The sequence below is a fragment of the Paenibacillus sp. CH40 genome, assembly GCF_024213605.1.
Taxonomy (GTDB): Bacteria; Bacillota; Bacilli; order Paenibacillales; family Paenibacillaceae; genus Paenibacillus; species Paenibacillus polymyxa_B.
The window spans coordinates 408,957-435,072 of sequence record NZ_JANAVQ010000001.1; the positions used below are offsets into that span (position 1 = coordinate 408,957).

The 26,116-nt window shown below is 47.1% G+C and carries 26 protein-coding genes and 1 other annotated feature; of the genes, 22 read left to right on the forward strand and 4 right to left on the reverse strand.

The window, feature by feature from the left end; genetic code table 11:
* Positions 1-224: 224 nt before the first annotated feature.
* On the reverse strand, positions 225-938 hold the full coding sequence (exlX, locus tag NLX73_RS01795; protein WP_254325223.1) for an expansin ExlX: 714 nt from the start codon (positions 936-938) through the stop codon (positions 225-227).
* Positions 939-1,289: 351 nt separating this feature from the next.
* On the opposite strand from exlX, the gene NLX73_RS01800 reads away from it, so the two are divergent.
* Positions 1,290-2,006: a metal-dependent hydrolase gene (locus NLX73_RS01800; RefSeq protein ID WP_254325224.1), complete on the forward strand. Its 717-nt coding sequence runs from the start codon at positions 1,290-1,292 to the stop codon at positions 2,004-2,006.
* 99 nt (positions 2,007-2,105) lie between these two features.
* On the opposite strand, the gene NLX73_RS01805 is transcribed toward NLX73_RS01800, so the two are convergent.
* On the reverse strand, positions 2,106-3,185 hold the full coding sequence (locus tag NLX73_RS01805) for a M42 family metallopeptidase (protein WP_061830384.1): 1,080 nt from the start codon (positions 3,183-3,185) through the stop codon (positions 2,106-2,108).
* Between the two features lie 185 nt (positions 3,186-3,370).
* Here NLX73_RS01805 and spoVAC point away from each other — a divergent pair, with 185 nt between their 5' ends.
* The 15 genes from spoVAC to NLX73_RS01880 all read left to right on the forward strand — a co-directional run bounded on the left by spoVAC (position 3,371) and on the right by NLX73_RS01880 (position 16,265).
* On the forward strand, positions 3,371-3,877 hold the full coding sequence (gene spoVAC, locus NLX73_RS01810; RefSeq protein ID WP_025723396.1) for a stage V sporulation protein AC: 507 nt from the start codon (positions 3,371-3,373) through the stop codon (positions 3,875-3,877).
* A complete protein-coding gene (spoVAD, locus tag NLX73_RS01815) occupies positions 3,874-4,896 on the forward strand; it encodes a stage V sporulation protein AD (RefSeq protein ID WP_023989537.1) in 1,023 nt (340 codons plus the stop codon). Before spoVAC ends, spoVAD begins: the two co-directional genes overlap by 4 nt.
* Positions 4,893-5,249: a stage V sporulation protein AE gene (spoVAE, locus tag NLX73_RS01820; protein ID WP_013311204.1), complete on the forward strand. Its 357-nt coding sequence runs from the start codon at positions 4,893-4,895 to the stop codon at positions 5,247-5,249. Before spoVAD ends, spoVAE begins: the two co-directional genes overlap by 4 nt.
* A 213-nt stretch (positions 5,250-5,462) precedes the next feature.
* Complete coding sequence (locus NLX73_RS01825; protein WP_254325225.1) at positions 5,463-6,422, forward strand: AAA family ATPase; 960 nt, start codon at positions 5,463-5,465, stop codon at positions 6,420-6,422.
* A gap of 3 nt (positions 6,423-6,425) precedes the next feature.
* A complete protein-coding gene (locus tag NLX73_RS01830) occupies positions 6,426-7,673 on the forward strand; it encodes a DUF58 domain-containing protein (RefSeq protein WP_254325226.1) in 1,248 nt (415 codons plus the stop codon).
* Complete coding sequence (locus NLX73_RS01835; protein WP_254325227.1) at positions 7,670-9,916, forward strand: transglutaminase TgpA family protein; 2,247 nt, start codon at positions 7,670-7,672, stop codon at positions 9,914-9,916. Before NLX73_RS01830 ends, NLX73_RS01835 begins: the two co-directional genes overlap by 4 nt.
* A 145-nt stretch (positions 9,917-10,061) precedes the next feature.
* Complete coding sequence (locus NLX73_RS01840; RefSeq protein ID WP_013311200.1) at positions 10,062-10,592, forward strand: YqeG family HAD IIIA-type phosphatase; 531 nt, start codon at positions 10,062-10,064, stop codon at positions 10,590-10,592.
* Complete coding sequence (gene yqeH, locus NLX73_RS01845) at positions 10,585-11,712, forward strand: ribosome biogenesis GTPase YqeH (protein ID WP_039272319.1); 1,128 nt, start codon at positions 10,585-10,587, stop codon at positions 11,710-11,712. Before NLX73_RS01840 ends, yqeH begins: the two co-directional genes overlap by 8 nt.
* 105 nt (positions 11,713-11,817) lie before the next feature.
* Positions 11,818-12,687, forward strand: coding sequence for a shikimate dehydrogenase (aroE, locus tag NLX73_RS01850; protein ID WP_254325228.1), 870 nt, complete (start codon positions 11,818-11,820; stop codon positions 12,685-12,687).
* 68 nt (positions 12,688-12,755) lie between these two features.
* Positions 12,756-13,052 carry a ribosome assembly RNA-binding protein YhbY gene (gene yhbY, locus NLX73_RS01855; RefSeq protein ID WP_013311197.1) on the forward strand — a complete coding sequence of 99 codons (297 nt, stop codon included), beginning with the start codon at positions 12,756-12,758 and terminating at the stop codon, positions 13,050-13,052.
* A 17-nt stretch (positions 13,053-13,069) separates the two neighbouring features.
* The gene (nadD, locus tag NLX73_RS01860; RefSeq protein WP_071641885.1) at positions 13,070-13,660 is read left to right on the forward strand and encodes a nicotinate-nucleotide adenylyltransferase; all 591 of its coding nucleotides are present in this window, start codon (positions 13,070-13,072) and stop codon (positions 13,658-13,660) included.
* Positions 13,644-14,240 carry a bis(5'-nucleosyl)-tetraphosphatase (symmetrical) YqeK gene (yqeK, locus tag NLX73_RS01865; protein WP_039272316.1) on the forward strand — a complete coding sequence of 199 codons (597 nt, stop codon included), beginning with the start codon at positions 13,644-13,646 and terminating at the stop codon, positions 14,238-14,240. Before nadD ends, yqeK begins: the two co-directional genes overlap by 17 nt.
* Positions 14,237-14,584: a ribosome silencing factor gene (gene rsfS / locus NLX73_RS01870; RefSeq protein ID WP_025723405.1), complete on the forward strand. Its 348-nt coding sequence runs from the start codon at positions 14,237-14,239 to the stop codon at positions 14,582-14,584. The genes yqeK and rsfS overlap by 4 nt, the downstream gene beginning before the upstream one ends.
* Positions 14,581-15,489, forward strand: a complete 909-nt coding sequence (locus NLX73_RS01875; protein ID WP_254325229.1) for a CvfB family protein — start codon at positions 14,581-14,583, stop codon at positions 15,487-15,489. Before rsfS ends, NLX73_RS01875 begins: the two co-directional genes overlap by 4 nt.
* A 2-nt stretch (positions 15,490-15,491) precedes the next feature.
* Positions 15,492-16,265, forward strand: a complete 774-nt coding sequence (locus NLX73_RS01880) for a class I SAM-dependent DNA methyltransferase (protein ID WP_103049581.1) — start codon at positions 15,492-15,494, stop codon at positions 16,263-16,265.
* Positions 16,266-16,337: 72 nt separating this feature from the next.
* Here the strand turns inward: NLX73_RS01880 and NLX73_RS01885 are convergent, their stop codons facing one another.
* The gene (locus NLX73_RS01885) at positions 16,338-16,727 is read right to left on the reverse strand and encodes a tautomerase family protein (protein WP_254325230.1); all 390 of its coding nucleotides are present in this window, start codon (positions 16,725-16,727) and stop codon (positions 16,338-16,340) included.
* A gap of 184 nt (positions 16,728-16,911) precedes the next feature.
* Positions 16,912-17,168, forward strand: a binding site (T-box leader).
* A gap of 61 nt (positions 17,169-17,229) precedes the next feature.
* Between NLX73_RS01885 and leuS the strand changes: the two genes are divergently transcribed.
* Positions 17,230-19,668 carry a leucine--tRNA ligase gene (leuS, locus tag NLX73_RS01890; RefSeq protein ID WP_250260885.1) on the forward strand — a complete coding sequence of 813 codons (2,439 nt, stop codon included), beginning with the start codon at positions 17,230-17,232 and terminating at the stop codon, positions 19,666-19,668.
* On the opposite strand, the gene comER is transcribed toward leuS, so the two are convergent.
* Positions 19,649-20,494 carry a late competence protein ComER gene (comER, locus tag NLX73_RS01895; protein WP_254325231.1) on the reverse strand — a complete coding sequence of 282 codons (846 nt, stop codon included), beginning with the start codon at positions 20,492-20,494 and terminating at the stop codon, positions 19,649-19,651. The two genes, leuS and comER, sit on opposite strands and share 20 nt — an antisense overlap.
* Positions 20,495-20,789: 295 nt before the next feature.
* Between comER and NLX73_RS01900 the strand changes: the two genes are divergently transcribed.
* The 5 genes from NLX73_RS01900 to NLX73_RS01920 all read left to right on the forward strand — a co-directional run bounded on the left by NLX73_RS01900 (position 20,790) and on the right by NLX73_RS01920 (position 25,996).
* The gene (locus tag NLX73_RS01900; RefSeq protein WP_254325232.1) at positions 20,790-21,437 is read left to right on the forward strand and encodes a ComEA family DNA-binding protein; all 648 of its coding nucleotides are present in this window, start codon (positions 20,790-20,792) and stop codon (positions 21,435-21,437) included.
* Between the two features lie 88 nt (positions 21,438-21,525).
* Positions 21,526-22,044: a deoxycytidylate deaminase gene (locus NLX73_RS01905; protein WP_025723414.1), complete on the forward strand. Its 519-nt coding sequence runs from the start codon at positions 21,526-21,528 to the stop codon at positions 22,042-22,044.
* A 180-nt stretch (positions 22,045-22,224) separates the two neighbouring features.
* On the forward strand, positions 22,225-22,377 hold the full coding sequence (locus NLX73_RS25045; protein ID WP_254325709.1) for a hypothetical protein: 153 nt from the start codon (positions 22,225-22,227) through the stop codon (positions 22,375-22,377).
* Positions 22,307-24,880: a ComEC/Rec2 family competence protein gene (locus NLX73_RS01915; protein WP_254325680.1), complete on the forward strand. Its 2,574-nt coding sequence runs from the start codon at positions 22,307-22,309 to the stop codon at positions 24,878-24,880. The genes NLX73_RS25045 and NLX73_RS01915 overlap by 71 nt, the downstream gene beginning before the upstream one ends.
* Before the next feature lie 126 nt (positions 24,881-25,006).
* Positions 25,007-25,996, forward strand: coding sequence for an iron-hydroxamate ABC transporter substrate-binding protein (locus NLX73_RS01920; RefSeq protein ID WP_254325233.1), 990 nt, complete (start codon positions 25,007-25,009; stop codon positions 25,994-25,996).
* Positions 25,997-26,116 lie beyond the last annotated feature (120 nt).

Genomic DNA, 26,116 nt, shown 5'->3' on the forward strand with positions numbered 1-26,116 from the left:
TGAACAGGCCTCCTGTCTGTGTGCACGTAGCTGTAAAGTACACCCTATTTATGTATTCATTATACGTGTGATCTTGTGAACAGGACAGTGAACAAACCGATTCTTTGTGAAAAATAATGATTTTTTCGTAAAAAGGCCAGGAACACTTATACGCATTGGATTGCGTCGGTTCCCGGCCGGGTTTGTGTATTCAAATAAAAGAAGGAAAGATGACGGTACTGCAATTAGTCAGGAAATTGAACGTTACCATTAACGATATAGGCTCCGCCTGTACCATTTTCCGCTAGAGCTGGGATTGTATCGTTTAGCACGACACCGCGAATGTCCGTAATCCGTATTTTCAGAGGTTGTTTTCCTAAGTTAGTACCTAGAAAGTGGTTGTAATCCTGTTTTTCGAGATTGAGCCATTGTCCGTTTTGTTGGACTTCCATCTTCAAGACCGGATATTTATGATTGCGTACTTGAATGGCTGCCCACCATTGGCTGCTGCCTTCTTTAATGCGGTAGGAGACATTGCCGTTAACCGGAGCTTTGACAACTTTCCACGAAATATTAATTTTTCCGTCTATTTGATTGCCAATCAGGTTGAACGCGTTTGGGGACAGATCGAGTGCGCCACTTGGACCTTCAGGGTAAAGATCAGTTACATATACGGTTGTTTTCCCTTTGGGACCTTGAACTTCCAAATAGGCTCCAGCTAATGCAGCTTTGATTCCGTTATAATTCAGTTGTGTGCGGTTAAGCGCTGTAATTTTGGCATCCGAAGGGATGGGATCGAGCAGTAATGCCCCTCCAGAGTAACCTGATCCTGTATATGTGGCGTACCCCGTGTATGTATCATTCCAAGCAGCTGAAGCGGGAAGGGCGAATAATACAAGACTTAGCAACGATGTTAGACCGATGGTTTTGAACTTTCGGAACGTCGATACTTTTTGCATAACATTTCCTCCTTATTCATTTAATAGATTCATATAGTAAATATAAACACTATATTACCTAATATTTCAAATTGTACAATAGGACTTTGAGGCAAAAAGAAAATATTGAAGATGTTTGTCAACATACTCATAGGCCATATGGCGTGTTTTTTTAGAAATGGTTGTACAGATAAAGAATAAGGGGAGGATTAAGTAATGAGGACGAAACTAGGACTTTTGGATGAAGTCTTTTAAATAGAATAAGCGAACTATTGTTCTCCTTTTGTTTGTCGTATACAATCGAATCATGCTGATTCAAATGGAGTGATGTTGAACTCTGTTGTATGCTGCAACGAAAGGATGTTTTGCACCATGATGGGAAGAGCCCATTTGATTATTGGAACCGGGGTCTCCCTGTCGGTATTAGCTTTAGGTGGATACGAAGTGACCCCGGCTGCCGTGGCAGCTGCTGTGGTCGGTTCACTGTTGCCGGATATTGACGAGCCTAACTCCATGCTCGTGAGCCGTGCGCTGCCAACCAAAATGCTTAGGCTTATACAGCTTCTAATGATTGGGGCTGCTGGTTGGGTATTTTTCACCCGTTTGGCTCCACCGCCATGGAATCTTGTTTTGGCTTTGCTGATGATCAGTGCTTCTTTTATGCCTTCACGATCCATGCGCAAGGTTATTATCTTTCTAATTGGTATCGGCCTAGCCTTGTATGGAGAATCATATGCACCGTGGAATTATATCGCCGGGTGTCTGCTGATCATTTGTACGTTAGTCCCACACCGGGGGTTGACCCATACGGTATACGGGACAGTCGCATGGACTGCGTTGCTTTATGGTACGACACGTTTGCACGGTGACAGCATATGGCTGGCTGGAGGTCTAGCGTACTTGCTGCATTTACTGGCAGATTCCTTGACGAATAATGGAATCAAACCTTTGCCGCCGTTCAAATGGAAGCTGCGATTTAAATTGATGAGTACCGGAACCCGGAAGGGAGCTAAGATAGAAAACGTCTGTATTGCTTTAACTACTGTACTTGTAGTGATTGCTTTGCTTCGTTATAAGCATTTGATTTGATATATTCTATCTTTTGTTTCTATTAAATTAAAAAAACAGTCAAAGCACGTTGTACGTGTCTTGACTGTTTTTTTATAGATTGCGATTCTCTGTTACAACTTAGGCTCGTTCAATAATGGTATTCAGCGTTGTACGATCCAGATTTTGAACCAGCTTGATGATCAGCTCTTTGGCTGCATCATAATCATCAGTGTGAATAATAGACGAGGAAGTATGGATGTATCGTCCACAGATGCCTATGACGGTGGATGGCACGCCAATTCCGCTCAAGTGCACTTGACCTGCATCGGTTCCCCCTGTGGAGATGAAATATTGATATTTGATTTTGTGAGTTTCCGCCATGTCTTGCACGTATTCCACAATCCCTCGATGTGTAATCATACCCGGATCAAATACCCGCAGCAGTGCGCCTTTACCGAGGTGCCCGTAAGCATTCGGGTCGCCGCCCATATCGTTGGCTGCACTGCAATCCAGTGCAAAGAATATATCCGGCTGAATCAGATTGGCCGCTGTGCGTGCACCACGCAGTCCCACTTCTTCTTGAACAGTGGCCCCTGCATACAATGTATTGGGAAGCTTGTCTTTTTCTTTATGTAATGCTTCAAGCAGTTCAATAGCCAAGCCTACACCGTAGCGGTTATCCCATGCTTTAGCCATGATTTTTTTAGGATTTGCCAGTGGAGTGAAATCACAGATCGGCGCAATGGCCGTTCCTGGTACGATCCCCAGATCTTGCGCTTCTTGTCTGCTGTCTACGCCGATATCCAGATACATATGCTTGATGTCCATAGGTTTGCTGCGTTGCGATTCATCCAGCAAATGAGGCGAGACAGAGCCAACTACACCAATAACTGGGCCTTTTGGAGTCAATACTTGAAGACGTTGTGACATAATGGCTTGGCTCCACCAGCCTCCAACCGGCTGAAAACGAATCATTCCAGTTTCCGTAATACCATTCACGATAAAACCGACTTCATCCAGATGGCCTGCCACCATCACACGTGGTCCACTCTCTTGACCGCGTAGCACCCCAAAAAGACTGCCCAGTCGATCTTGCACGATTTCATCGGTATAGCCGGATATCCGTTCCTTAACCCATGCCCGCAACTCACGCTCATGTCCAGGAATGGAAGGAAACTCCGTTAAGGTTTTAAACAATTCCAATGTTTTTGATTCCATGATGTATACCTCACTCCTTATTAATTAACCAGTGGTCGTCATGTATTCAGTATGAATGGATTTGTATCGAATGTCCACGATATCATTTTCCTGACATAACATTTCTCCAAAAAGCTCATAATGAAAAAGACCCAAGCAATTCGAACCGCCAAGCGCGAAAACTTACAGATAAGGGGTGGTGAATGATGCCAGCTAAATCCGGGCAGCGCGGTTTTCGTACCAATACGTCGCCGCTGTCCATAAATGAGAAGGACTATCAGAATATTTCACAAAAGCATGAACCCTCGAGAAAAGTATTTGCCAATTGTGTGCGCGCTTTTCTGGTTGGAGGCGGGATATGTGTGATTGGACAGGCGATTCAAGAGGCTTTTATGGCAGGAATGCACATATCAGCCAAGGAGGCCGCCCCGCCGACCTCATCGATGATGATCTTGCTGGCGGTCATATTAACCTGTATCGGGGTTTACGATAAGGTTGCTCAATGGGCAGGAGCAGGAACCGCTGTTCCCATTACAGGCTTTGCTAACTCGATGTGTTCGGCTGCATTGGAATATCGTTCTGAGGGACTAGTGCTCGGAGTAGGCGCCAATATGTTCAAACTTGCAGGCTCGGTTGTCGTATTCGGGGTGGTGGCTGCATTTATCGTAGGCGTTATATATGCCATCCTTGGTGTGGGAGGCAATCACTTATGAGAAGACAGGGCGGACAAACCTGGAAGTTTGAATCGAGACCGCGCATCATTGGAAGTGCCACTGTTGTGGGCCCAGATGAAGGAGAAGGGCCGTTGTCCACAGATTTTGATTATATTTATGACAATATAGAAATTAACGAGAAAACGTGGGAAAAAGCGGAACGTAGATTGATTGAGCATTCTACAGAGCTGGCGCTAATTAATGCCAATTTGAACAAAGAAGAAGTGCAGTTTTTTATTAGTGGTGATCTGATGAATCAGATTATCAGTAGCTCCTTTTCGGCTAGCAAGCTGGCTATTCCCTATTTGGGTGTTTTTGGAGCCTGTTCAACATCAATGGAAAGCTTAGCCTTAGCCGCACTTATTGTGGACTCAGAGGCCGGTGACTACGTGATGGCGGGTACGACCAGTCATAACTGTACTGTAGAAAAACAATTCCGCTATCCTAATGAATACGGATCACAGAAGCCCCCTACGGCTCAGTATACTGTTACCGGTTCCGGCGCCGCAATTGTAGGACATGCCAAGTCAGGGACGGTGGTGGATTGTGCTACCATTGGACGTGTAATGGACATGGGCATTAAAGACCCTTTTAATATGGGTGGAGCCATGGCTCCCGCGGCTGCGGATACGCTGTTGTCTCATTTTCGAGACACTGGCCGTGACCCTGGTTACTATGATCTCATTGTAACGGGCGATTTAGCCTCAGTGGGGCTACCAATTGCCAAGGAGTTGCTCAAAAAAGATGGGTTCGATATGAATCAGACGGAATTTAATGATTGCGGTTTACTGATTTACGACATCAATAAGCAAAAGAAAGTCATTGCAGGAGGCAGTGGTTGTGGCTGCTCGGCTGTTGTAACCTACGGGCATTTGTTGAAGCGGATCGAAAAAGGAGAGCTGCAAAAGGTACTGGTCGTGGCGACCGGAGCGTTATTATCTCCTTTGACTACACAGCAGGGTGAAAGCATTCCTTGTGTTGCCCATGCTGTAGCTTTTGAAGCGGGAGGAACAGTATGATATTTCTATGGGCTTTTTTAGTGGGTGGTGCCATTTGTGTCGTGGGCCAGTTGATGATGGATGTGTTCAAAATGACGCCGGCACATACGATGAGTACGTTGGTGGTTGCAGGTGCAATTGCTGATGCTGTTGGGATATACGATCCGCTTATTAAATTTGCAGGGGCGGGTGCGACCATTCCAATTACCAGTTTTGGTAACTCACTTGTACACGGCGCATTAACCGAATTGGAGAAGGACGGATGGCTGGGTGTCATTACAGGGATCTTTAGTCTGACAAGTGCAGGAATTTCCTCTGCGATTATTTTCTCTTTTCTGGCATGCTTGTTTGTTCGTCCAAAAGGAAGCATATAAAAGCAGCGTACTTTAGATTTGACATAAAAATAAATGATTATATATATGTGCCCTTCGGATCTAATGACCGAAGGGTTTTTAATTGTTCTGCACATGAAAGATCGAAAGAAGGATGGAGTTTGAATAATACGGGCAGGGGGTTAAGTGTACTCTGTGCCCACCTTCATGTACAATAATAGGAAACATGTTGCTATCTAGGAGGTTTACAGAGCTATGCCCGTACGTCAAGAATCTGTGCAGATTGTATCTGCAATCCGTTCTAATCTGGAATCATGTATATTAGGTAAATCCTTTGAAATAAAATTACTGCTTACGGCTATGCTGGCGGGTGGACACATTCTGATCGAGGACGTTCCGGGTACGGGAAAAACGCAAATGATCAAGGCTCTTGCCAAATCCATGCGCGGTGATTACCGCCGTGTTCAATGTAATCCTGATATTCTCCCGAGTGATATTACAGGGGTATCCATATTTCATCCACGGGACGAGCGTTTTTATTTCCGTCCGGGTCCTGTGATGACTAATATTTTGCTGGCGGACGAAATTAACCGAGCGACGACGAAAACCCAGTCGGCTCTGCTGGAGGTTATGGAGGAACGCAGTGTGACAGTGGATGGGGACACTCATATGTTGCCTCATCCTTTTATGCTGTGTGCGACACAAAATCCGATTGATTTTGAAGGCACTTATATGCTGCCGGAAGCACAGTTAGATCGTTTTATGCTCAAAATCAGCTTGGGTTATCCTGACATGGAGACGGAGCGAAACATGCTGCTTCATCATCAGGCAGGCCAGCCAGCAGACCGCCTGGAGGCTGTAGCTCATATGGAGCAGATTGCTGACATCCAGCAGGAAATTAGAGGGATTTATATGGACGAAGCAGTGACGTCCTATTTACTTGATATCGTTCGTGCGACAAGAGAACATCCATCCGTGCTGCTGGGAGCTAGCCCTCGGGCGGCGCTTGCTTTTGTAATGGCTGCGAAGGCATACGCTTTTCTGGACAACCGTGACTATGTGCTGCCTGATGATGTGAAGGCGCTGGCACCTTATGTGCTAACGCATCGTTTGTTGCTGCGTCCCGAGGCGCGTCTGGACATTTCCAGTGCCCAGTCCGTGCTGCAGGCTGTCCTTCGGCAGGTTCATGTACCCGTACGAATGGAGCGTCCTTAGGGAATGAATATGGTCAAAAGGAAGCGCAGGCTTCCACGGCTGTCAGGCCGCATCTGGCTTCTGGTGGTCATATGGGTGGTGTGCCTGCTTTATTTGTTGTTTCAGGGCGGCAAGACGTCGGTCATGCTGTTTTCTATGGTTACGCTGTTAATCGTTTATTTATGGATCGTTGGTCTGAGCGGAGTTCGCCGTGTGCAAGGCTCCCGGCAGCTTTCGCAAGGCTCGCAGTTTGGAGAACTGCTGCATGCGGGAGATCAGGTGCATGTAAAGCTGAGCCTCAGTATACCTGGTTTTCTTCCGTTACCCTATGTCATTGTTCGTGAGGTCCTCAAGCGACATACAGGTGAATCCTGGTCGTTTGAGGACAGTGTCATTCCCAGTCTAAAAGGGGGCGGTCAGCTTACATTTCAGACTCCTGCTTTAGAGCGAGGAAGCTATCACTTTGAGGAAACGGAATGTGTGAGTGAGGACATCTTCGGTCTGTTGGAGCACAAAGGCAGCTTGAACGCACGCGGTGAATTTCGGGTGCTGCCCCGAACGGTATTCATTCCATATTGGCAGATGAATGACCGTCGCTCAAGGATGTCTGGACCGCAGACCGTTCAAACTCGAACGCGGCGTGAAACGACACAAATTAACGGTGTACGTGATTATGTATATGGAGATCGGTTTTCGCGCATCCACTGGAATGCGACGGCGCGTACAGGTAGCTGGAAATCCAAGGAATTTGAGCATGAGACCGTTCCTAAAACGATGCTTGTGCTGGACGTACACATGAAGCATTATGTAAACGCCGAACAGTTTGAGCTAGCTGTATCCTCTACCGCTTCATTGCTGGAATATGGTGGACGAGAGCGAATGGGGGTTGGATTGTGCACAGCTGGAGAGAAAGGTACCGTCTTTCAGCCAAGTGAGCAGACAATGGAACGACAACGAATGATGCATCACTTGGTAGACATACACACAACTTCACAAGGTAGCTTGAAATCCGCTGTAGAAAGCAGTGTACGACAGTTTCCGCAAGGCTGTTATTTTATACTGATTAGTCCGCTGAAGGATTATCAGGCGATGGAGCTTCTTCGCTGGGCCGATACCCGGGGGATGACTCCGTGCCACGTCTATATCGGAGAAGGTTCTGCTGAGGGAGAAGCTGAAGAATGGATGAGCATGCTTCGTGCAAGAGGAATCAAGGTCTACGATGTTGAGAGCCTTGGGGAGCTCCCGGCTGTAATGGGGGGAGGAACACTATGAAGAGCTGGTTACAATCGTTAAAGGGTTCCTGGGCCCCCGCTTTTACATTTTTATGGATTATTATTATTGCCATGCAATGGGTTTCTTTTGCTTCCGAATTATGGCTGGAAGAGACAAGAGCACTTGTACTGATGACCATTACGATGCTGGCTCTGGTGAAGATTGTACTACCATTTCGTCCTTGGATTGAATTTATTGTTAAGGCGGCGGCGCTGTTTTTTATTTTGTATCGGACATTGGTGTCTTACTCCATCATTATCCCCTTCGGAGGGGTAGCCAATCGCCTGGACCAATTTATATCCAATATGTCTCCTTATATTTGGTTTTCCCTCATCGCTTGGCTAGTTATTGAAATGGTGCCGCTCATCGTTACAACGAAGCAGCGGATTCTTGTTTTTGTGGGTATTAATATCGCCGCGCTGGCAGTGCTTGATTCCTTTACGCCAACTGTGCTGTGGGAGGAGGTTGCCTGGATCGTCTTTGCTGGTATGGGTTGGCTAGTGACACAGCATCTGCAGTATTTTCGGCAGCATTATCCTCAAGGATGGAAACATATTCGGCGCTATCCATATAAAATAGCAGCCAATATTGCGGTCATTTTTGCGCTCATTATTATGGCTGGTGTCAATATGCCCGAGGTACAGCCAGCTTTGACGGATCCCTATACAGCGTGGACCCAGAGAGATAGCTCAACCACCGCTGGGATCAGCAATGGATCTGGGGCACTGAATCAACGGATGAACACCGCATCGGGTTATAGTCGCCAGGATAATCGGTTGGGTGGAGGTTTTAATTTTGATTATTCTCCTGTCATGACCATCACGACCACTCAGCGAAGCTATTGGCGGGGGGAAACGAAACGAACCTATTCTGGTACAGGCTGGAGTGATGGGGGCAACGATGATCAAACGCTAAATGATGTGCCGATGACCGCAGAGCTTGAAAACACACAAGAAACGCGGCATTCGACTGAGCAGGTCGTTCAGACCATTACGATGCAAAACGACCAGAGCTATCCTGTTTTGTTTGGCGCTTATTCGGTGCAGCGTGTTCAATCGGTGGACAGAGATTCACGGGCAGACGGGTTACGTTGGAATCCGGAACAGGCGGAACTGCTTTGGAATCCATCCTCCCGAAGAACTGCTTATCCTAAAACGTATACTCTGGTATCGCATGTCCCTGTGATCCCTGAGAAAGAGCTACGCACAAAAACTTTTAATGAGTTGTACGGAAAAAATAAACAGGAAGCCTATCTACAAATTCCAGATGAGTTGCCACAGCGGGTTCGTGATTTGGCTCAGAACGTAACGTCAACGGCGAAAACGCCGTATGAAAAAGTCGGATTACTACAGCAGTATTTGCAGCAAAATTATGCATATACGAACAATCCGGACCTCTCACGGAAAAGAAGCAGAGATTTTGTGGATGCCTTTCTGTTTGAGATTCGGGAGGGCTATTGCGATTATTATTCCACCTCATTAGTCATGATGGCTCGCTCTGTTGGGGTTCCAACCCGCTGGGTTAAAGGGTATGCACCTGGTCAGCAGACGTTTTCAGATGATGCAACAACGGGCGAAAGTGACGAAAATATGTCCTCTTACTCCGTGACAAATGCGGATGCTCATTCCTGGGCGGAAGTATATTTAGGTGAATACGGTTGGGTCCCTGTAGAAGCTACGCCTGGCTTTGATATGCCACTGCTTACGGAACAGGAGGATTCAAAGACTCCAGAAGCCCCTGAGGTTAAAGATCAGCCTGAACCAGAACAGCCTGAGCAGACCCCGCAGACTAATCCGGAGGAAGGTTCAAAGATTCATCCTGTAATTATAGGTTTTGCTGCTGCAATTCTGCTGCTGTGGGCTGCTTATATCGTCTGGCGTAATCGGGCAGACATTCACTTTTACCTGCTGCGGTTACGCAGAGGTAAGCCGCTGACTCCGGATGAAAAGGTGGTCGTCGAAACTGAGCACTGGTTAGGGTACATGCGAAGAAGGGGATTTGTCCGCGCCAGTCACGAGACGCTGAGGGAATCAGTTGATAGATGGTCGCTAGAAGTACCGGAATACGCTTCAATTTTACATCAGCTGCTTGGCCGATTTGAACAAGCGCGTTATAGCCCCTCATCCGTAACCGCAGAAGATTGGCATATGGTTCGCCAGCAGGCATCTCTGTTACACAAAGAAGGATGGATAAAACGATGGGCTGGACGAAAAGCTGCGTCGGATCATAAGGATCAAGACTAGTCTATTTTTGATTAGGTTCAAACGCCGTCTATTTTAATCTTTAGCTATATATTTAGTGAAAAAGCTGTCCGTTTGTTGCGGATAGCTTTTTACTAAGCCATAGTAATATGGTATAGTTTGTCGTATGAAACTGAGGTGACCGACGTTGTTTGAAATGCTGATGCCCAAATTACGGGTGAATACCGTCTTTGATATTGATCTTGAAGGCTTGTATGCTCAAGGATATCGCGGCATTATTACGGATCTAGATAACACGCTGGTCGGTGCAAAAGCGCCGAATGCGACTCCCGAGCTGGTGGCCTGGTTTGAGAAGGTCAAACAGGCGGGTTTTAAGCTTGTCATCGTGTCTAACAACAATATGGACCGTGTATCCGTGTTTGCTACGCCTTTGGACATTGAATTTATACATGCCGCACGGAAGCCCTCCAACTCGTCTTTTCGTAGAGCCATCCGTATGATGGGGCTGACTCCGGAAGAGACTATTATGGTCGGGGACCAAATGTTGACGGACGTATTGGGAGGCAACCGACTGGGATTGCATACGGTGTTGGTGCTACCGATATCCATTCATGATGAAGGAGTCATGACCCGATTTAATCGGCGGTTGGAGCGAATCGCGCTCACAAGGTTACGTAAGAAAGGCTTATGGCTTGAGGAGGAAAAGAAGAATGACTGAAAGACCTGACGGCGGCACTGCCGTCAAATGTAGTGGTTGCGGTATCACCGTGCAGACCACTAGCCCGGAGCTTCCGGGATATATTCCTGAAAAATTGCTTACTCGCGAACCTGTCATCTGTCAGCGTTGCTTCCGGATCAAAAACTATAATGAGACGTCTTCAGTGACGGTGGATCAAGATGAGTTCTTGAAGCTGCTCAGCCAGATTGGCGACAAGGATGCGCTCGTCATCCACATTGTAGATATTTTTGATTTTGAAGGTAGCTTGATTTCCGGTTTGCAACGCTTTGTAGGCTCCAATCCAGTTATACTGGCTGTGAACAAGACCGATTTGCTGCCTAAGGTAACGAATTGGAACAAGGTACGTAACTGGGTACAAAAGCAAGCGAAGGAGCAAGGACTTCGCACGGAAGAAATCGTACTGTGCTCAGCTAAAAAAAATCAGGGCTTTGACCGTCTGTTGGATGTGGTATCTGAGCTCCGTGGTAACCGCGATGTATATGTAGTCGGAGCGACAAATGTGGGTAAATCGACGCTTATTAACCGCTTGATTCGTGATTATAGCGATATGGAGCAGGAACTCACAACGTCCCGTTACCCGGGAACTACACTCGATATGGTGAATATTCCGCTCGACGACGGCAAGCACATTATTGATACTCCGGGTATTGTATACCCTTGGCGATTCAGTGAAATCGTCTCCCGTCAGGACTTGAGCGCTATTATGCCGGACAAGCCGCTGAAGCCTGCTGCATATCAGCTTGATGCCGGACAAACATTGTTTTTCGGCGGTATGGCCCGATTTGATTTTGTGGAGGGTCAGCACCAATCATTTACCTGCTACATTAACGGTGGTCTTAAGATACATCGCACGAAGCTGGAGCGAGCTGATCAGTTGTTCGCTGATCATGCCGGGGAATTGTTATCTCCGCCAACACGCGATCAATTGGCAGAGATGCCGGAATGGACAAGACATGAGTTCCGCGTTCCACGCAAATCTCCATCGGACATCTACATTTCCGGTTTGGGATGGATTAGGGTGAATAGCGAGAACGGAGCTCTGATTGCGGTTCATGCTCCTCGGGGAGTCCGTGTGCTTTTGCGGCCTGCGTTGATATAACGTTGCTGTAACCATGTTATAGGGCGGCAAGGAACAGGTACTGGTTCCTGCCGCCATTCATGTATTTGTGCGGCCTAATATTTTGCAATATGGGGGAGAGCAACGATGAACAGCGGGGAGTCTGAAGCGACCGAACAAGGTCTTGTACTATTGGGCGTATTGGGTGATCCGATCAAGCACTCCAAATCGCCTCTTATGCATAAAATAGCTTTACAGGCAGCGGGGATTGAAGGAGATTTTGTACCTCTTCATGTCAAACCGGATCAGCTGGAAGATGCCATGAAGGGGATTCGCGCTTTGCATTTCCGCGGAGTCAATGTGACGATTCCCCATAAAGTTGAGGTTATGAAATATCTGGATGAGATTGATGAAGGGGCCAGACTCATTGGCGCTGTCAATACGATAGTGAATGACAATGGACGTCTTAAGGGCTATAACACGGACGGAATTGGCTACGTACGTTCTCTCAAAGAAGAGACTTCTGTCGAGTTGAAGGGCGCAAGAATTGCTGTTCTTGGAGCCGGAGGGGCTGCTCGTGGTGTGATTCATGCTCTGTTGGAGGAGCAACCGGAATCGGTTATTATTTTGAACCGAACACGTGACAAAGCTGAGCAACTGGCATTAGAGTGGACGACGAAAGCGATCCCAGTGAGGGGTTATTCCGACGAAGATGCCAAGAGCGTGCTCGCCACAGTGAATGTGTTGATTAACACAACCTCGGTGGGAATGTCTCCTTTAGCGGATGAGCTTCCACTGGAAACGAGCTTGATTCCGGAGGGAATCATTGTGAGTGATTTGATCTACAACCCGCTGGAAACGAGACTTTTACAGGAAAGCCGTGAACAGCGCGGCTGCACTGTACATGGGGGTTTGGGCATGTTCGTGTACCAGGGGGCTGTGGCTTTTGAGTATTTTACAGGGGTTGTCCCTGCTGTAGAGCAAATGAGAGCGGCTGTGCTGAGTAGCCTGTCGTAAGTAAGATTGTACATTAAAATTATGGAAATGCTGCATTGCATATGTGGCGACGAAGGGGTTAAATATACATGTTAACAGGTAAACAAAAAAGATATTTGCGTTCAATGGCGCATCATTTGGACCCGGTTTTTCAAGTAGGCAAAAACGGTACGAATGAGCATCTTATGCGTCACATCAACGATGCGATTGAAAAGCGTGAGCTGATGAAAGTGCAAATTTTGAACAACTGTTTGGACGACAAGCATGAAATTGCGGAAGAACTGGCCGCGGAGACAGGTTCTGAGCTTGTTCAGATCATCGGGAGCACTATTATTTTGTACAAAGAATCCCGTGATCATAAGGAAATTGAGTTGCCTAGAGGATAATACGCGGGGAGAAAATTATGAAAATCGGTATTATGGGTGGTACATTTGACCCGATTCATATTGGACATCTGCTGGCCGGAGAAGCGGCAAGAGATGCCTATGGGCTGGATCAAGTATGGTTTATGCCTTCTCATATTCCTCCGCACAAGCATCAGGCGGGGGCGAGCGGTAAGGAGCGTCTGGAGATGACGAGTGAAGCGGTAGCGGGTCATCCTGCTTTTGAAGTGCTGGATATTGAAGTGCTTCGCGGGGGAGTATCCTATACCATTGACACGATCAAGGAGCTTCAGGAGTTGCACTCTGCCGTGGATTTTTATTTTATTATTGGTGCGGATATGGTGAACTACTTGCCTCATTGGCAGGGAATTGAGGAGCTGGCGCAGCGAATTTGTTTTATTGGTGTTCGGCGCCCAGGATTCCAGCTTGCGTTGGATGAGTTGCCGCATTATTTGCAGGACAAGGTACTGCTGGCGGATATGCCGGTGGTGGATATTTCGTCGACGGATATTCGAGAGCGTGCTGCGGAAGGGCGCACTATCCGTTATCTTGTGCCTGATCGTGTGCATGACTATATTACAAGGGGCGGTTTGTATGAAGTACAGCCGTGAGCAATTAATGGAAGCCGTATCTGGTCAAATGCCTGAAAAGCGCTGGAAGCACACACTAGGTGTTATGCATACCTCAGTGGAGCTTGCGAAGCGCTATGGAGCAGATCCGGATAAGGCAGAACTGGCGGCTATTTTGCATGATGTAGCAAAATATTGGCCTGTTCAGCAGATGGAAGAGGTGATTCGCAGTCATCCCGAATGTGATCAGGAGCTTTTGGAACATGACAAGCAGCTCTGGCATTCAGAGGTAGGATACTGCGTTGCAGCAAGAGATTACGGAGTGGATGATCCGGAAATAAGGAATGCGATTCGCTGGCATACGTCAGGACGCGTAGGTATGAGCCTGCTGGATAAAGTCGTGTGTCTCGCTGATTACATCGAACCGGGACGGGATTTTCCGGGGGTTGAGCATATCCGTAAACAGGCAAAGAAAAGCTTGGAGCAGGGCCTTATCGCTGGATTCGACTCCACGATTTCATTGTTGCTGGAAAAGAAAAAGGTTATTTTTCCACTAACAGTCTTGTCGCGTAATGACTTGATTCAACAACTAAAACAGAGAAAAACGGAGGTTCATGAATGACCCTAACTAATGAGCAATTAATGCAAACAGCGGTTGATGCTGCAAATGATAAAAAGGCAATGAATGTTGTCGCACTGGATTTGCGGGGAATATCACTAGTAGCTGATTATTTTGTCATCTGCCACGGTAATTCGGATACACAGGTACAGGCGATTGCAACAGAAATTCGCAAACGCGCTCATGATGAAGGTGTAACCATCAAAGGAATCGAAGGAATGGATTCCGCCCGTTGGGTTCTAATGGATTTGGGGGATGTCGTAGTGCATGTCTTCCATCGCGACGAGCGCGAATACTATAACATTGAACGACTCTGGTCGGATGCTAAGGTTGTGGAAAAGGTATGAGTTTGATCGCCGGTACTTATGTCACCATTATGGTGGATCGTGAGGTATCTCCTTTCGGCTACTTTCTCACTGTTGGTGAGCAGGATGTGCTGCTGCATTATACGGAGCTGACACGTGAAATTGAAGTTGGTGAACGGTTGGAGGTATTTATTTTTCACGATACAGAGGACCGCTTGGCCGCAACCATGAAAAGGCCGTTCTTGTCGTTGGGCGAAATGGCAAAGCTTGAGGTGGCCGATGTGCATCCGCGTTTGGGTTGTTTCCTAGAGATGGGATTGGGTCGTCAGCTTTTGCTGCCGATTCGTGAGTTGCCAGAAAACCGAGATTTACATCCTCAGGTGGGCGACTACGTATATGCCATTATGGAGCATGACAAGCAAGGCAGACTGCGGGCTAAGCTGGCAGGGGAACAGGAGCTTGCTCCGTTGTGCTTCCACGCCCCTGATTCGTGGCTGAATACGTGGGTGCAGGCGACGGTGTACAAGCCGCTTCAAATGGGTACATTCGTTCTGGTGGACGGAGGTGTGCTTGGTTTTGGCGCGATTGGGATGATTCACTCCTCGGAACGCAACCGGATGCTTCGCTTGGGCGAAGAGGTCAAGGTACGGGTCACACTTGTTCGCGAAGACGGTCGGGTCAATCTGGCGATGTCGCCACGCAAGGAAGTAGGCCGTGATGAGGATGCGGAGCGGTTGATTGCTTTTCTGAAGGAGCGTCCGGGTGGCGGCATGCCTTACTCCGACGCAACGCCGCCGGATATTATCAAGCAACGGTTTGGTATTAGTAAATCCGCCTTCAAGCGTGCGATGGGCAAGCTGATGAAGGAAGGAATGGTTACACAAAAGGAAAACTGGACCTACCTGGTGGAGAAAATGCCGAAACCGAAGGACGGGAATGGGGAATAAAAATGGCTTCTTACCGGAAGTTTGCCTATGTGTATGATGAGCTGATGCAGGACATGCCGTACCCGGACTGGTTACGCTTTGCACGGCAGGCTTGGGATCAGTACGGTATGCCGCATACGGTGGCTGAGCTGGGCTGTGGAACGGGTTCGATTACGATTCCCCTAGTTAACTCGGGCTTCGAAGTGTCTGGAATCGACTTATCCTCTGACATGCTGGCAGTAGCCCGTCGCAAAATGGAAACCACTCCCCAGGGACAGCGATTGTTTCGTGAGGGAAGCGTTCGCTGGATACAGCAGGATATGAGAGAATGGATTTTACCCGAGCCTGTGGATTCTGTAATTTCTTTTTGCGATTGTCTGAATTACTTGTTGGAGGAAGAAGATATAATTTCTACTTTTCGTAGAACTCATGCTGGTCTGAAGCCTGGCGGAACCTTCTTGTTCGATGTACATCATCCGCAGACGTTTTTACGTTATGATGAAGAGCAGCCATTCGTACTGGATGATCGCTCTATCTCATATATCTGGACATGTGCGTTGGACACTCCCCGTTGTGAAATTGAGCATCATCTTAGTATCTTTGCGAAAGCAGAACATGAAGGACGCGATCTGTATCAGCGTTTCGAGGAAATACATGTACAGCGTGCCTATGATCCAGACTGGATGAAGGCAGAATTGTCCAAAGCAGGTTTTCGTGATGTGAAGGTATATGCGGATTTTGAATGGGTAGAAGCAGAAGATGACGCGGCGAGACTGTTTTATGTTGCTGTAAAATAGTGAAGACTCATTGAGCAAATTTAGGAAAAGAAAGACGCTTTTCATGATGACATGAAGGGCGTCTTTTTGCACTTATATATTCACTTTATAGTTCAACTGAAGCTCATCACCCGGTACACCCCGAATACCCCAGTTCTGTTTGGGCGTTTCAAATATAGTAATCTCAAGATCCTGTGGAGCAATGCCAAAATGGTCCGTAATTCGTTGGAATAACAGCTGGATGAGCTGCTTCTTAGCTTCTGTCGTTCTGCCTTCAAAGATACTGATTTCAATAATGGTGTACGCCTCAGAGCGACCATCGGCATATATAAAGTCTTCCTGATCCATAGGGAAAAAACGATGAAACCTCTTGTCTGGAGGATATTTGAACGCATCCACCACAGCAGAATGAATCACCTCTGATAGTTGCTTTTTGATTGGATTTAGAGTTTCTTTTAATCCAAAAATTTTAATCTGTGCCATGTCTCAGCTCACCTTTCTTATCTCAACTCAACTCAATTTGCATCAATTTAATTCGAAGTTATTATAAAACATTCGTATGCATGTGTCATGAACAATTAGTATGAAGAGGGTCTTTAACACCAAAGCTAGTCCTTATTTGACTTTTTTCGCGGTTTTCAATATAATAGTGCCATTATTAACGGTTAAACAATCGCTGATGAGGAATAGTAGCTTTGTCTGGACATATAGAGAGCCGGCGGGTGGTGCAAGCCGGTTGACAGCGCAAAGTGAACTCGCCTCGGAGATATGCGTCCAACGCAGGAACGCCTTTACAGGTGCTTGTATCCTGTTATTAACCCGCATCGGATCACCTCCGTTATCAGGTGCAAAGGGAGTAGAACGCGAAGAACGCTTTCTGCTAACTAGGGTGGTACCACGGGAATATAACCTCTCGTCCCTAGCGCTGACACGCTACGGGATGCAGAGGTTTTTTTGTTGCATACCGTTTGAGGAGGAAAAGACAATGACAGACACACAGCCGAAGCACGGCTATCAACCGCAAAGTATTGAACCAAAATGGCAGAAATATTGGGATGAGAACAAGACGTTCCGCACCGGGGAAGAGCCGGGCAAACCGAAGTTTTATGCTTTGGATATGTTTCCGTACCCATCTGGAGCCGGCCTGCATGTAGGCCACCCAGAGGGCTACACAGCTACGGATATTGTTTCACGTTATAAAAGAATGCGCGGCTACAACGTACTGCATCCGATGGGTTGGGACGCCTTCGGTCTGCCTGCCGAGCAGCATGCGCTGGATACAGGGGAGCACCCACGCGAAATTACGGTGAAAAACGTAAATAACTTCCGCCGTCAAATCAAATCGCTCGGCTTCTCCTACGACTGGGATCGTGAAATCAGCACGACGGACCCTGATTATTACAAATGGACACAGTGGATCTTCATCCAGCTGTACAAGCGCGGCCTTGCATATGTAGCTGAAGTACCCGTGAACTGGTGCCCAGCGCTGGGAACAGTGCTGGCGAATGAAGAAGTTATTGACGGCAAGAGTGAGCGTGGCGGTCATCCGGTCGTCCGTAAACCAATGCGTCAATGGATGCTGAAAATTACGGAATACGCGGATCGTCTGCTGGATGATCTGGAGGAACTGGATTGGTCTGAGAGTATTAAGGATATGCAGCGGAACTGGATCGGTAAGTCTACCGGGGCAGAGGTTCGTTTTCCAATTGAAGGCTATGACGAGCAACTCACAGTATTTACAACCCGCCCAGATACACTGTTCGGCGCAAGCTACTGTGTGCTGGCACCAGAGCAGGAATTAGTGGATATTATCACTACGCCTGAGCAAAAGGATGCTGTACAACAGTACCGTGAACAAGCTGCTCGTAAAAGCGATCTGGAGCGTACGGATCTGGCCAAGGATAAAACAGGCGTATTCACAGGAGCTTATGCAGTGAACCCGGTGAACGGCGAAAAGCTGCCGATCTGGATTGCTGACTATGTACTGGCAGGCTACGGAACTGGAGCGATTATGGCTGTACCTGCTCACGATACGCGTGACTGGGAATTTGCCAAGCAATTCGGATTGAATATCATTGAGGTTGTCCAAGGTGGAGATGTGGCTAATGAGCCATATACTGAGGATGGACCGCACGTCAATTCAGGCCCGCTGAATGGACTTACCAATGAGGAAGCGATTCCGAAGATGATTGAATGGCTGGAAGCCGAGGGCAAAGGACACGGCAAAGTCACCTACCGCCTGCGTGACTGGCTGTTCAGCCGTCAACGCTATTGGGGCGAGCCGATTCCGGTAATTCATCTGGAGGATGGAACGATCAAAACGGTTCCTGAGGACCAACTTCCGCTCGTACTACCGGAGATGGACAATATCAAGCCTTCAGGTACAGGTGAATCCCCGCTGGCGAACGCAACAGATTGGGTGGAAACCATTGATCCTGAGACAGGTATGAAAGCACGTCGCGAGACGAATACAATGCCGCAATGGGCAGGAAGTTGCTGGTATTACCTGCGCTTTATTGATCCGAAAAATGACAAAGAGCTTGTATCCAAAGAGAAACAACGTGAATGGATGCCTGTTGATTTGTATATTGGCGGAGCGGAACATGCGGTTCTTCACTTGCTGTATGCCCGTTTCTGGCATAAGGTACTGTATGATATCGGCGTAGTGGAAACGAAAGAGCCTTTTTATAAGCTGGTCAACCAGGGTATGATTTTGGGCAACAACAATGAAAAAATGAGTAAATCACGCGGTAATGTCATTAATCCTGATGATATTGTCAATACATTTGGCGCCGATACGCTGCGTATTTATGAGATGTTTATGGGGCCGCTGGAAGCGACCAAGCCATGGAATGAGAATGGGGTAGAGGGAGCACATCGTTTTCTGTCCCGCGTATGGCGCCTGTTTGTTTCCGAGGATGGTAGCCTGAATGATAAAATTACAAATGACGGCGGTAGCGATGAGTTCAATCGTACTTGGCATAAAACGCTGAAAAAAGTAACCGAAGATCTGGATGCGCTGCGCTTCAATACAGCGATCAGCCAGCTGATGATCTTCACCAACGATGCATACAAAGCAGACCTTCTGCCGCGTGCAGCAATGGAAAACTTCGTGCAAATGCTGTCTCCGCTTGCACCCCATCTGGCTGAGGAATTGTGGCAGCTGCTGGGGCACAATGATAGCATTACCTACGCGGCTTGGCCTGCTTATGATGAAGCATGGACGGTGGACGCCGAAGTGGAAATTGTTGTGCAAGTAAATGGTAAAATCGTACAGCGTGCAACGATTGCCAAGGACCTTGATGCTAAAGCGATGGAGGCATTCGCTGTGTCGTTGGACAATGTTCAGCAGGCACTGGCCGGCAAAACGATCCGCAAGGTAATTGCTGTTCCAGGTAAACTGGTTAATATTGTTGCCGGTTAATCGGCTTTAAGCCGAAGGAGACATCTACCTTTTGCATGTCCTCTTCATACTTGTTGTGCGTGGCCTGTATTAGCTCGGGAAAGACGCTATGCAGGCTGATGTCCAACAATGCGAGAGCTTCGGCGGTAATACCTCCCGGAACCGCCACTCTGGCCTGTAACTCGGCTGGTGTCATCCCGCCTTCCGTGAGCAGCTTTCCAGTGCCGATGATCATTTCACCGGCCAGGGCGCATAGCTCCGTACGGTCTATACCTGTAGCTTGAACTGCGGCTTGAATCCACTGGTCCATAAAAAAGGCCAAGAAAGCAGGACCACAACTCGAAAAATCCGACGTGATCCGAGTATAAGATTCTTTAACCCGAATCGGCCTGCTGATGTGGGACATAAGCTCTTCCAGAAGGGTGCGATCCTCCTCTGTAATCCGGCTTCCATGGATGCACAGTGAGGCTCCGCTGCCCACTTGGTGGGTGATACTTGGAATAATTTTGGATACTTTGGCTTTCAGTGCATGTTCCAAAATACGAATCTGCACCGGGCTTGTGATAGATACGACGATTTGCTCTTCTGTAATGACGTTGCGTATTTCATCCGTTACGGCTTTTGATTCCAGCGGCTTCACACAGATAAACATAACATCGCTTTCCGCTGCCGTTTCACGGTTGCTTTGGGCTGCATGCAAACCTGGATAGCGACGGGCTAGCTCGGTTACTTTGGAATGCGTTCGATTGCTTGCTGATATTTGCTGCGGCTTGAGTGCGTTAGAATTAATAAAAGACTCAATTAGCAGACTTCCCATGCTGCCAGTCCCGATAAATCCAACTTTCATTGTTCAACGTCCTCCTTTCATACTTTGCGGTATAGACGCTGTGCTGTCAGCTGTCATTCTTCTTAGTGTATGCGCCTGGTCTTGGCCGACATGACGAATTTTATGTCTGAGGATGTTAGATCGTCCCCGGGGTCGTACCACTTTTTTGTGAAAATGCTCACAGCGAGACCGTATGGAGGTTGTTTGCACCCTCCGGTTTAACGGGAATTGGACAGACTTGCTCTGTTTGATTGAGACGGTGTTTTCAGTCGGCTCAATTTCCCGAAATCCATGTGGAGTAGGGGACGATACGGAAATGAAACGTGTTTGGACAGGAACAGCGATAACGCTTGCTGTAATCGGGAGTGGACTTATTTTATTTGCCGGAGGACAGCGCTCTGAGCCGCAAGAAGAGTGGACTTTACTTAACCATAAGGTGGAGCAGGCTGTGGCGATGGGGGCAGAGCCAAATGAGTCGCAGCGCAGCAGTGACTACGCCCAGAAAAAGCCTGGTGTAAAAGAACCTTCAGACAAAACTGAGCGCAGTAGGAATGCCGAAGCCGCTGACAATGTGAAACGTGATACTGTGCAGATTTCTACTGGTGTATCTGCTGCTGTGAGCGAAAACTCTATTGCGGGAAATTCAAGTACCGTAAAGCAGTCAGGTGTTGCGAATCCGAGCTCAGACACAGGTATTGTTAGTTCGAGTGGTGCAACGACGAGTAGGACCAATAGGGTAAGTGATTCGGTTACTGCACCCGATTCCGGCGAAAAAAAGGTAAACATCAACACGGCGACTGCTGCTGAGTTAATGGAATTACCAGGGGTTGGGGCTAAAAAAGCCGAGGCTATACTGAACTACCGTAATCAGCACGGGGCGTTCAAACGTGTGAACGATTTGGATCATGTAAAGGGAATCGGAGCTAAAATGTTGGCTAAAATGAAGCCGTATGTCAGTTTGTAACTTATATAAGCTTATAATGTACAGGTCCTGAGAACGGCGGTAGCGGATATGGTTTACGTTTTAACTTGTTTATACGGGAGAGATGGAAATGAGTGCAGATGTACGCAAGGACTGGGACACCTATTTCATGGATATCGCTTATATGGTATCCACCCGTTCGCGCTGTGCGCGGCGTCATGTTGGAGCCGTACTTGTACAAGGTAAAAAGCTTTTGGGGACGGCCTATAATGGAGCACCATCCGGGGTACCTGACTGTTCTGAGGCAGGCTGCATGATCTCAGAGGAGTATGAGGTCGTTCACCGTGATGGGCGCGAGGAAATGGTTAAGAAGCAGCGTTGTATTCGCACTATTCATGCGGAGCAGAACCTGCTGCTGTTTACTGACCGAATTGATCGTGAAGGCTCTTCAGTATATGTCACCGACCAGCCATGCTGGACGTGTGCCAATATGTTGGCGAACAGCGGTATTGTGGAGATTGTATACCACCGACCTTATCCCAAAGATGCCGACAAGGTTCGTGCTATGATGGAGGAAAAGGGAATCGCCTTTCGTATGCTGAAAACCTATCATCCACCAAAAGAAACGCTGATGGATGTAATGAATTAAAAAAGTAAACGAGGAAGAACCTCTGACGAATGCTATTTTGTCAGAGGTTCTTTTTGTTTTGTGTTTTTTGGACAGAAAGCAATGTTTGCTACCGGAAGGTGATTGTATTCAAGCTAAGCTTGTGTTAACTAGACCTATATTGACCCTTACTGTTTGTTGGATTACAGGAAGTGCGGGAGCATGTCTGTATTCTGGACATATGCTTTTGTTACTCTGGGCGGGGGTTACCCTGATCTTTCCGCTTATAGCTTTATGGATGAAAATCCCCATCCGGCATATGGTATTACTTTGGCTTGCATTCAGCGGTGGTGGATTTCATTGGTTTTGGCATGATACGCATAATGTTAGCAGTATTCCCGATGCTCTTCATGTATCGTCTTCTATGGTGGAAGACATGCCTGTTCAAATAGCAGGGCTTATCGCTTCTAAAGTGCAGGTAGATGGTGATCGAACACAGTTTGAGATGAGAGTCACCTCAATCAATCACTACGGAAGTCATTCGAAAAAGGATGAGAATCGTACACCAATTTCTGAACAGGCCATTGTTCATATCAAGTTGGCTGCCAAGCAGGAACAGCAACTTGCGGCAGCATGGCAGCGTGGAGATGCAATCCTACTGCGTGGTACCTTAAAGGCTCCTGCAAAAGCGGGGAACTTTGGCGGCTTTGATTACAGTGAATACCTGCACACACAGGAAATCCACTGGCTTTTCAAAGGCGATGGGGCAGCCTCGCTACAGAAGCAGGAGGCTTCACTGTGGAACCGCTACACTTTGTTCAGATGGAATGATCAGCTTAGGGAGAAACTAGGGCAGAGAATGGAATCGGCATTTACATCACTTCATCACGCAGGATATATGAAAGGACTGGTGCTTGGGGTAACAGATGAGTTGGATCCAGCAACGTATAACGAGTTTACGCAGCTTGGTTTAACGCATATTTTAGCAATATCGGGCATGCATGTGGCAGTATATGCAGCTACACTATTATATTTACTCAGGCTGTTACGAGTTAGCCGCGAGACATCTCTTACAGTCGTGATGATACTCATTCCGGCTTATGTCCTGCTGACAGGTGCTTCTCCCTCTGTTGTGAGGGCAGGAATTATGGCGATGATCGGCTTGTTTGCAGCCCGACGAGGTATGCTGAAAGACGGACTTAATATTCTAAGTATATCCGCGTTGCTCATGCTGATTTGGAATCCATATTATCTTCTTAGCGTCAGCTTTCAGCTTTCCTTTTTGGTGACAGGTGGGTTGCTCATTTATATGCCGCTTATGAAGCCGTTTTTCGCCAAATGGCCTTTCCTAATCGGAGGTGAGGTTGCGATTACAATTACGGCACAGCTTGTTTCGTTTCCAATGACGGTATTCTACTTTAATCAATTTTCGCTGTTATCATTTGCGGCCAATTTTGTGCTTGTACCCCTTATTACATATATCGTGCTTCCAATAGGTACGGTGGCGATGGGGCTTTCCTTTTTGTGGGGGGATGGGGCTCGTATTCTTGCGTGGCCGGCAGAGCAATTGAACGAATTGACCTTTTTACTAGTGAAATGGCTGAATGTGGATGATGCTTATGTGAGTATTTGGCCGTCTTCCTCCATCCTGTGGGTCATGGCGTATTACGCAGCTCTGTATAGTGTTCTGTACTGGCTTAAAACGTGGCTGACATCTCGCAGGCAAACAGACGATAATTCTGTTTTGAATTCCACTCCCATATCATCACCCGTGTATACGGGATTAGCGGCTTCTGCCGAATGGGCTGCTGTTTTGAATACAGCTCATGAACCTGAGGGAGCAGGGAAATTTGCGCGTCGACAGTGGAATGGTTATCGTCATTTGGCACTGGCTCTAAGTGTTATCGCCTGGCTTGGGATATTGTATACAGGTTACCAATCTCCTAGTGGAGGAAATACGGGAACTGTTCAATATCTGGATGTGGGCCAAGGTGACAGCATTTTAATTACCACGCCGGGCGGGAAACATATTTTGGTAGATGGCGGGGGTACAATGGACTTTGCTACAGGGAAAAATGCTTGGCGCAAACGCGCAGATCCCTACGAGGTAGGTGAAGATACGATTGTACCCTTGCTAAAGCAACGAGGTGTACATCGGCTGGACGCTGTCATTTTAACACACGGAGATCATGATCATGCAGGAGGACTACAGGCTGTGCTTGACCAGATTCCCGTATCTACCTTGTTTTTTAATGGTACCCTGACAGATAAAGCCCCATTCCGTAAGCTGTTGAACACGGCTTTAGACAAGCAGATTAAGCTGTACGGTGCACATCATAGTATGGAATGGGAGCCAGACCAGGCTACGAAAATCCGCTTTCTCTATCCGTTTACGCTACCGGAGGACGAATCTGAGCAGTTGCCTGTTATGAAGGAGCAAAATCATTACTCTGTTGCCATGATATTGGAGATGGAGGGAGCCTCTTTTTTGTTCACAGGAGATATGGATGATGCAGCAGAGTCGTCGTTGCTCTCTGAATTAACTCGTTTTTCATCAAGTGTGAAAGATAAGGGAGCAACGGGGGCTGTCGGGAAAGCTGTAGATGTCATGAAAATAGCACATCACGGTAGCAAGTATTCCACCTCGGAAGAGTGGTTATCCTACTGGCGACCGAAAGTATCCGTTATTTCGGTCGGTGCGACCAATACTTACGGACATCCGAATGAAGCGGTATTGGAACGTTTATCGGCAGTTGATTCTGCTATATATCGAACAGATACGATGGGAGAGATACAGATTCGAGCGCAGCAAGGAAAACTGAGTGTGAGGTACCAACGCAATCAGTACAAAACAGATACTAATACAACAACATACTAAAACGGGTGCTCACTCTCAGGAGTGAGCTGTTTGCTTTGAATCCAATCTGCATGGACAGTAGCTGTAAGCTTTGATAGAATCATATGAGTAATGAAAATGAGAATCATTATTAACTGGAGGAATATTGTGACTTATTTTAAATTTAGAGCATCAGCTTGTTTGTTCATCATTTCATTAATGCTGGTATTGAGTGCATGCGCTACAAGTGTGGGTGGGACTGTAACAGAAAGCGGTCAATCGACTGCTTCCAAGACCACATCAACTGGATATAAAGCTGCCACGCGTACATATGAAAGTGATAAAGGTACAATTACTCTTCCTGAGCATCCCCAGCGTGTCGTAGTGACAGTCGGTGATTATGTAGGTGATGTGCTAGCACTTGGTATTACACCTGTAGGGGCTCCAGACACCGTATTTGATGCTCCATATTATAAAAAATATTTGAATGGTGTTGCAAATATCGGTGACAGTTCCGCATTGTCCCTTGAAAAGGTGATCACCCTAAAGCCGGATCTGATCATTACCTATGATGAGAAAGCATATGAAAATCTGAAAAAAATAGCGCCTACTGTGTTTATTCCATATGGTAAATATCAATATAAGGATCGTCTGATGGAGCTGGGCAAAGTGTTAAACAAGGAGCAGGAAGCGAAGAATTGCCTGGCTGATTTTGCAACCAAAATTGCCGAGAAGAAACAGGCTTTGTCTGACGTCATTGATTCGGGTAAAAAAATCGCTATTTTTGAGATTACAGGAAAAGAATTATATCTATATGGAAAATCTTATGGACGTGGAGGAGCCATACTTTATGATGAGCTGGGACTTCATGCTCCTGAGAAGGTAGAAAAGGCAGCGTTCGAGAAGGGGTGGGCCAGCATTTCAATAGAGGCTTTACCGGAGATGCTGGGCGATGCCGATTTTTTAATGTTGGGTATTCGAGGCGACGGAGCAGACCAAGGAAAAGATATTTTATCTAAAAGTGTGTGGAAGAACCTTTCTGCCGTTAAATCAGGTAAAGTATATCAATACTCAATCGACGATTTTTATTTTCAAGATCCGATTGCTCTGACTTATCAATTAGAACTTATATCTGATTTTTTGGTTTCCAAGAAGTAACAATATGATCTTGCAGCTCGATAGGCTAGCATTTAGATGTATGTAGGAGCTAGGGGAAGGTGACTACCTTCCCTTTTTCTGTTATTCTAAGGGAGGATACGCTGGGGATTCTGGGCTTTT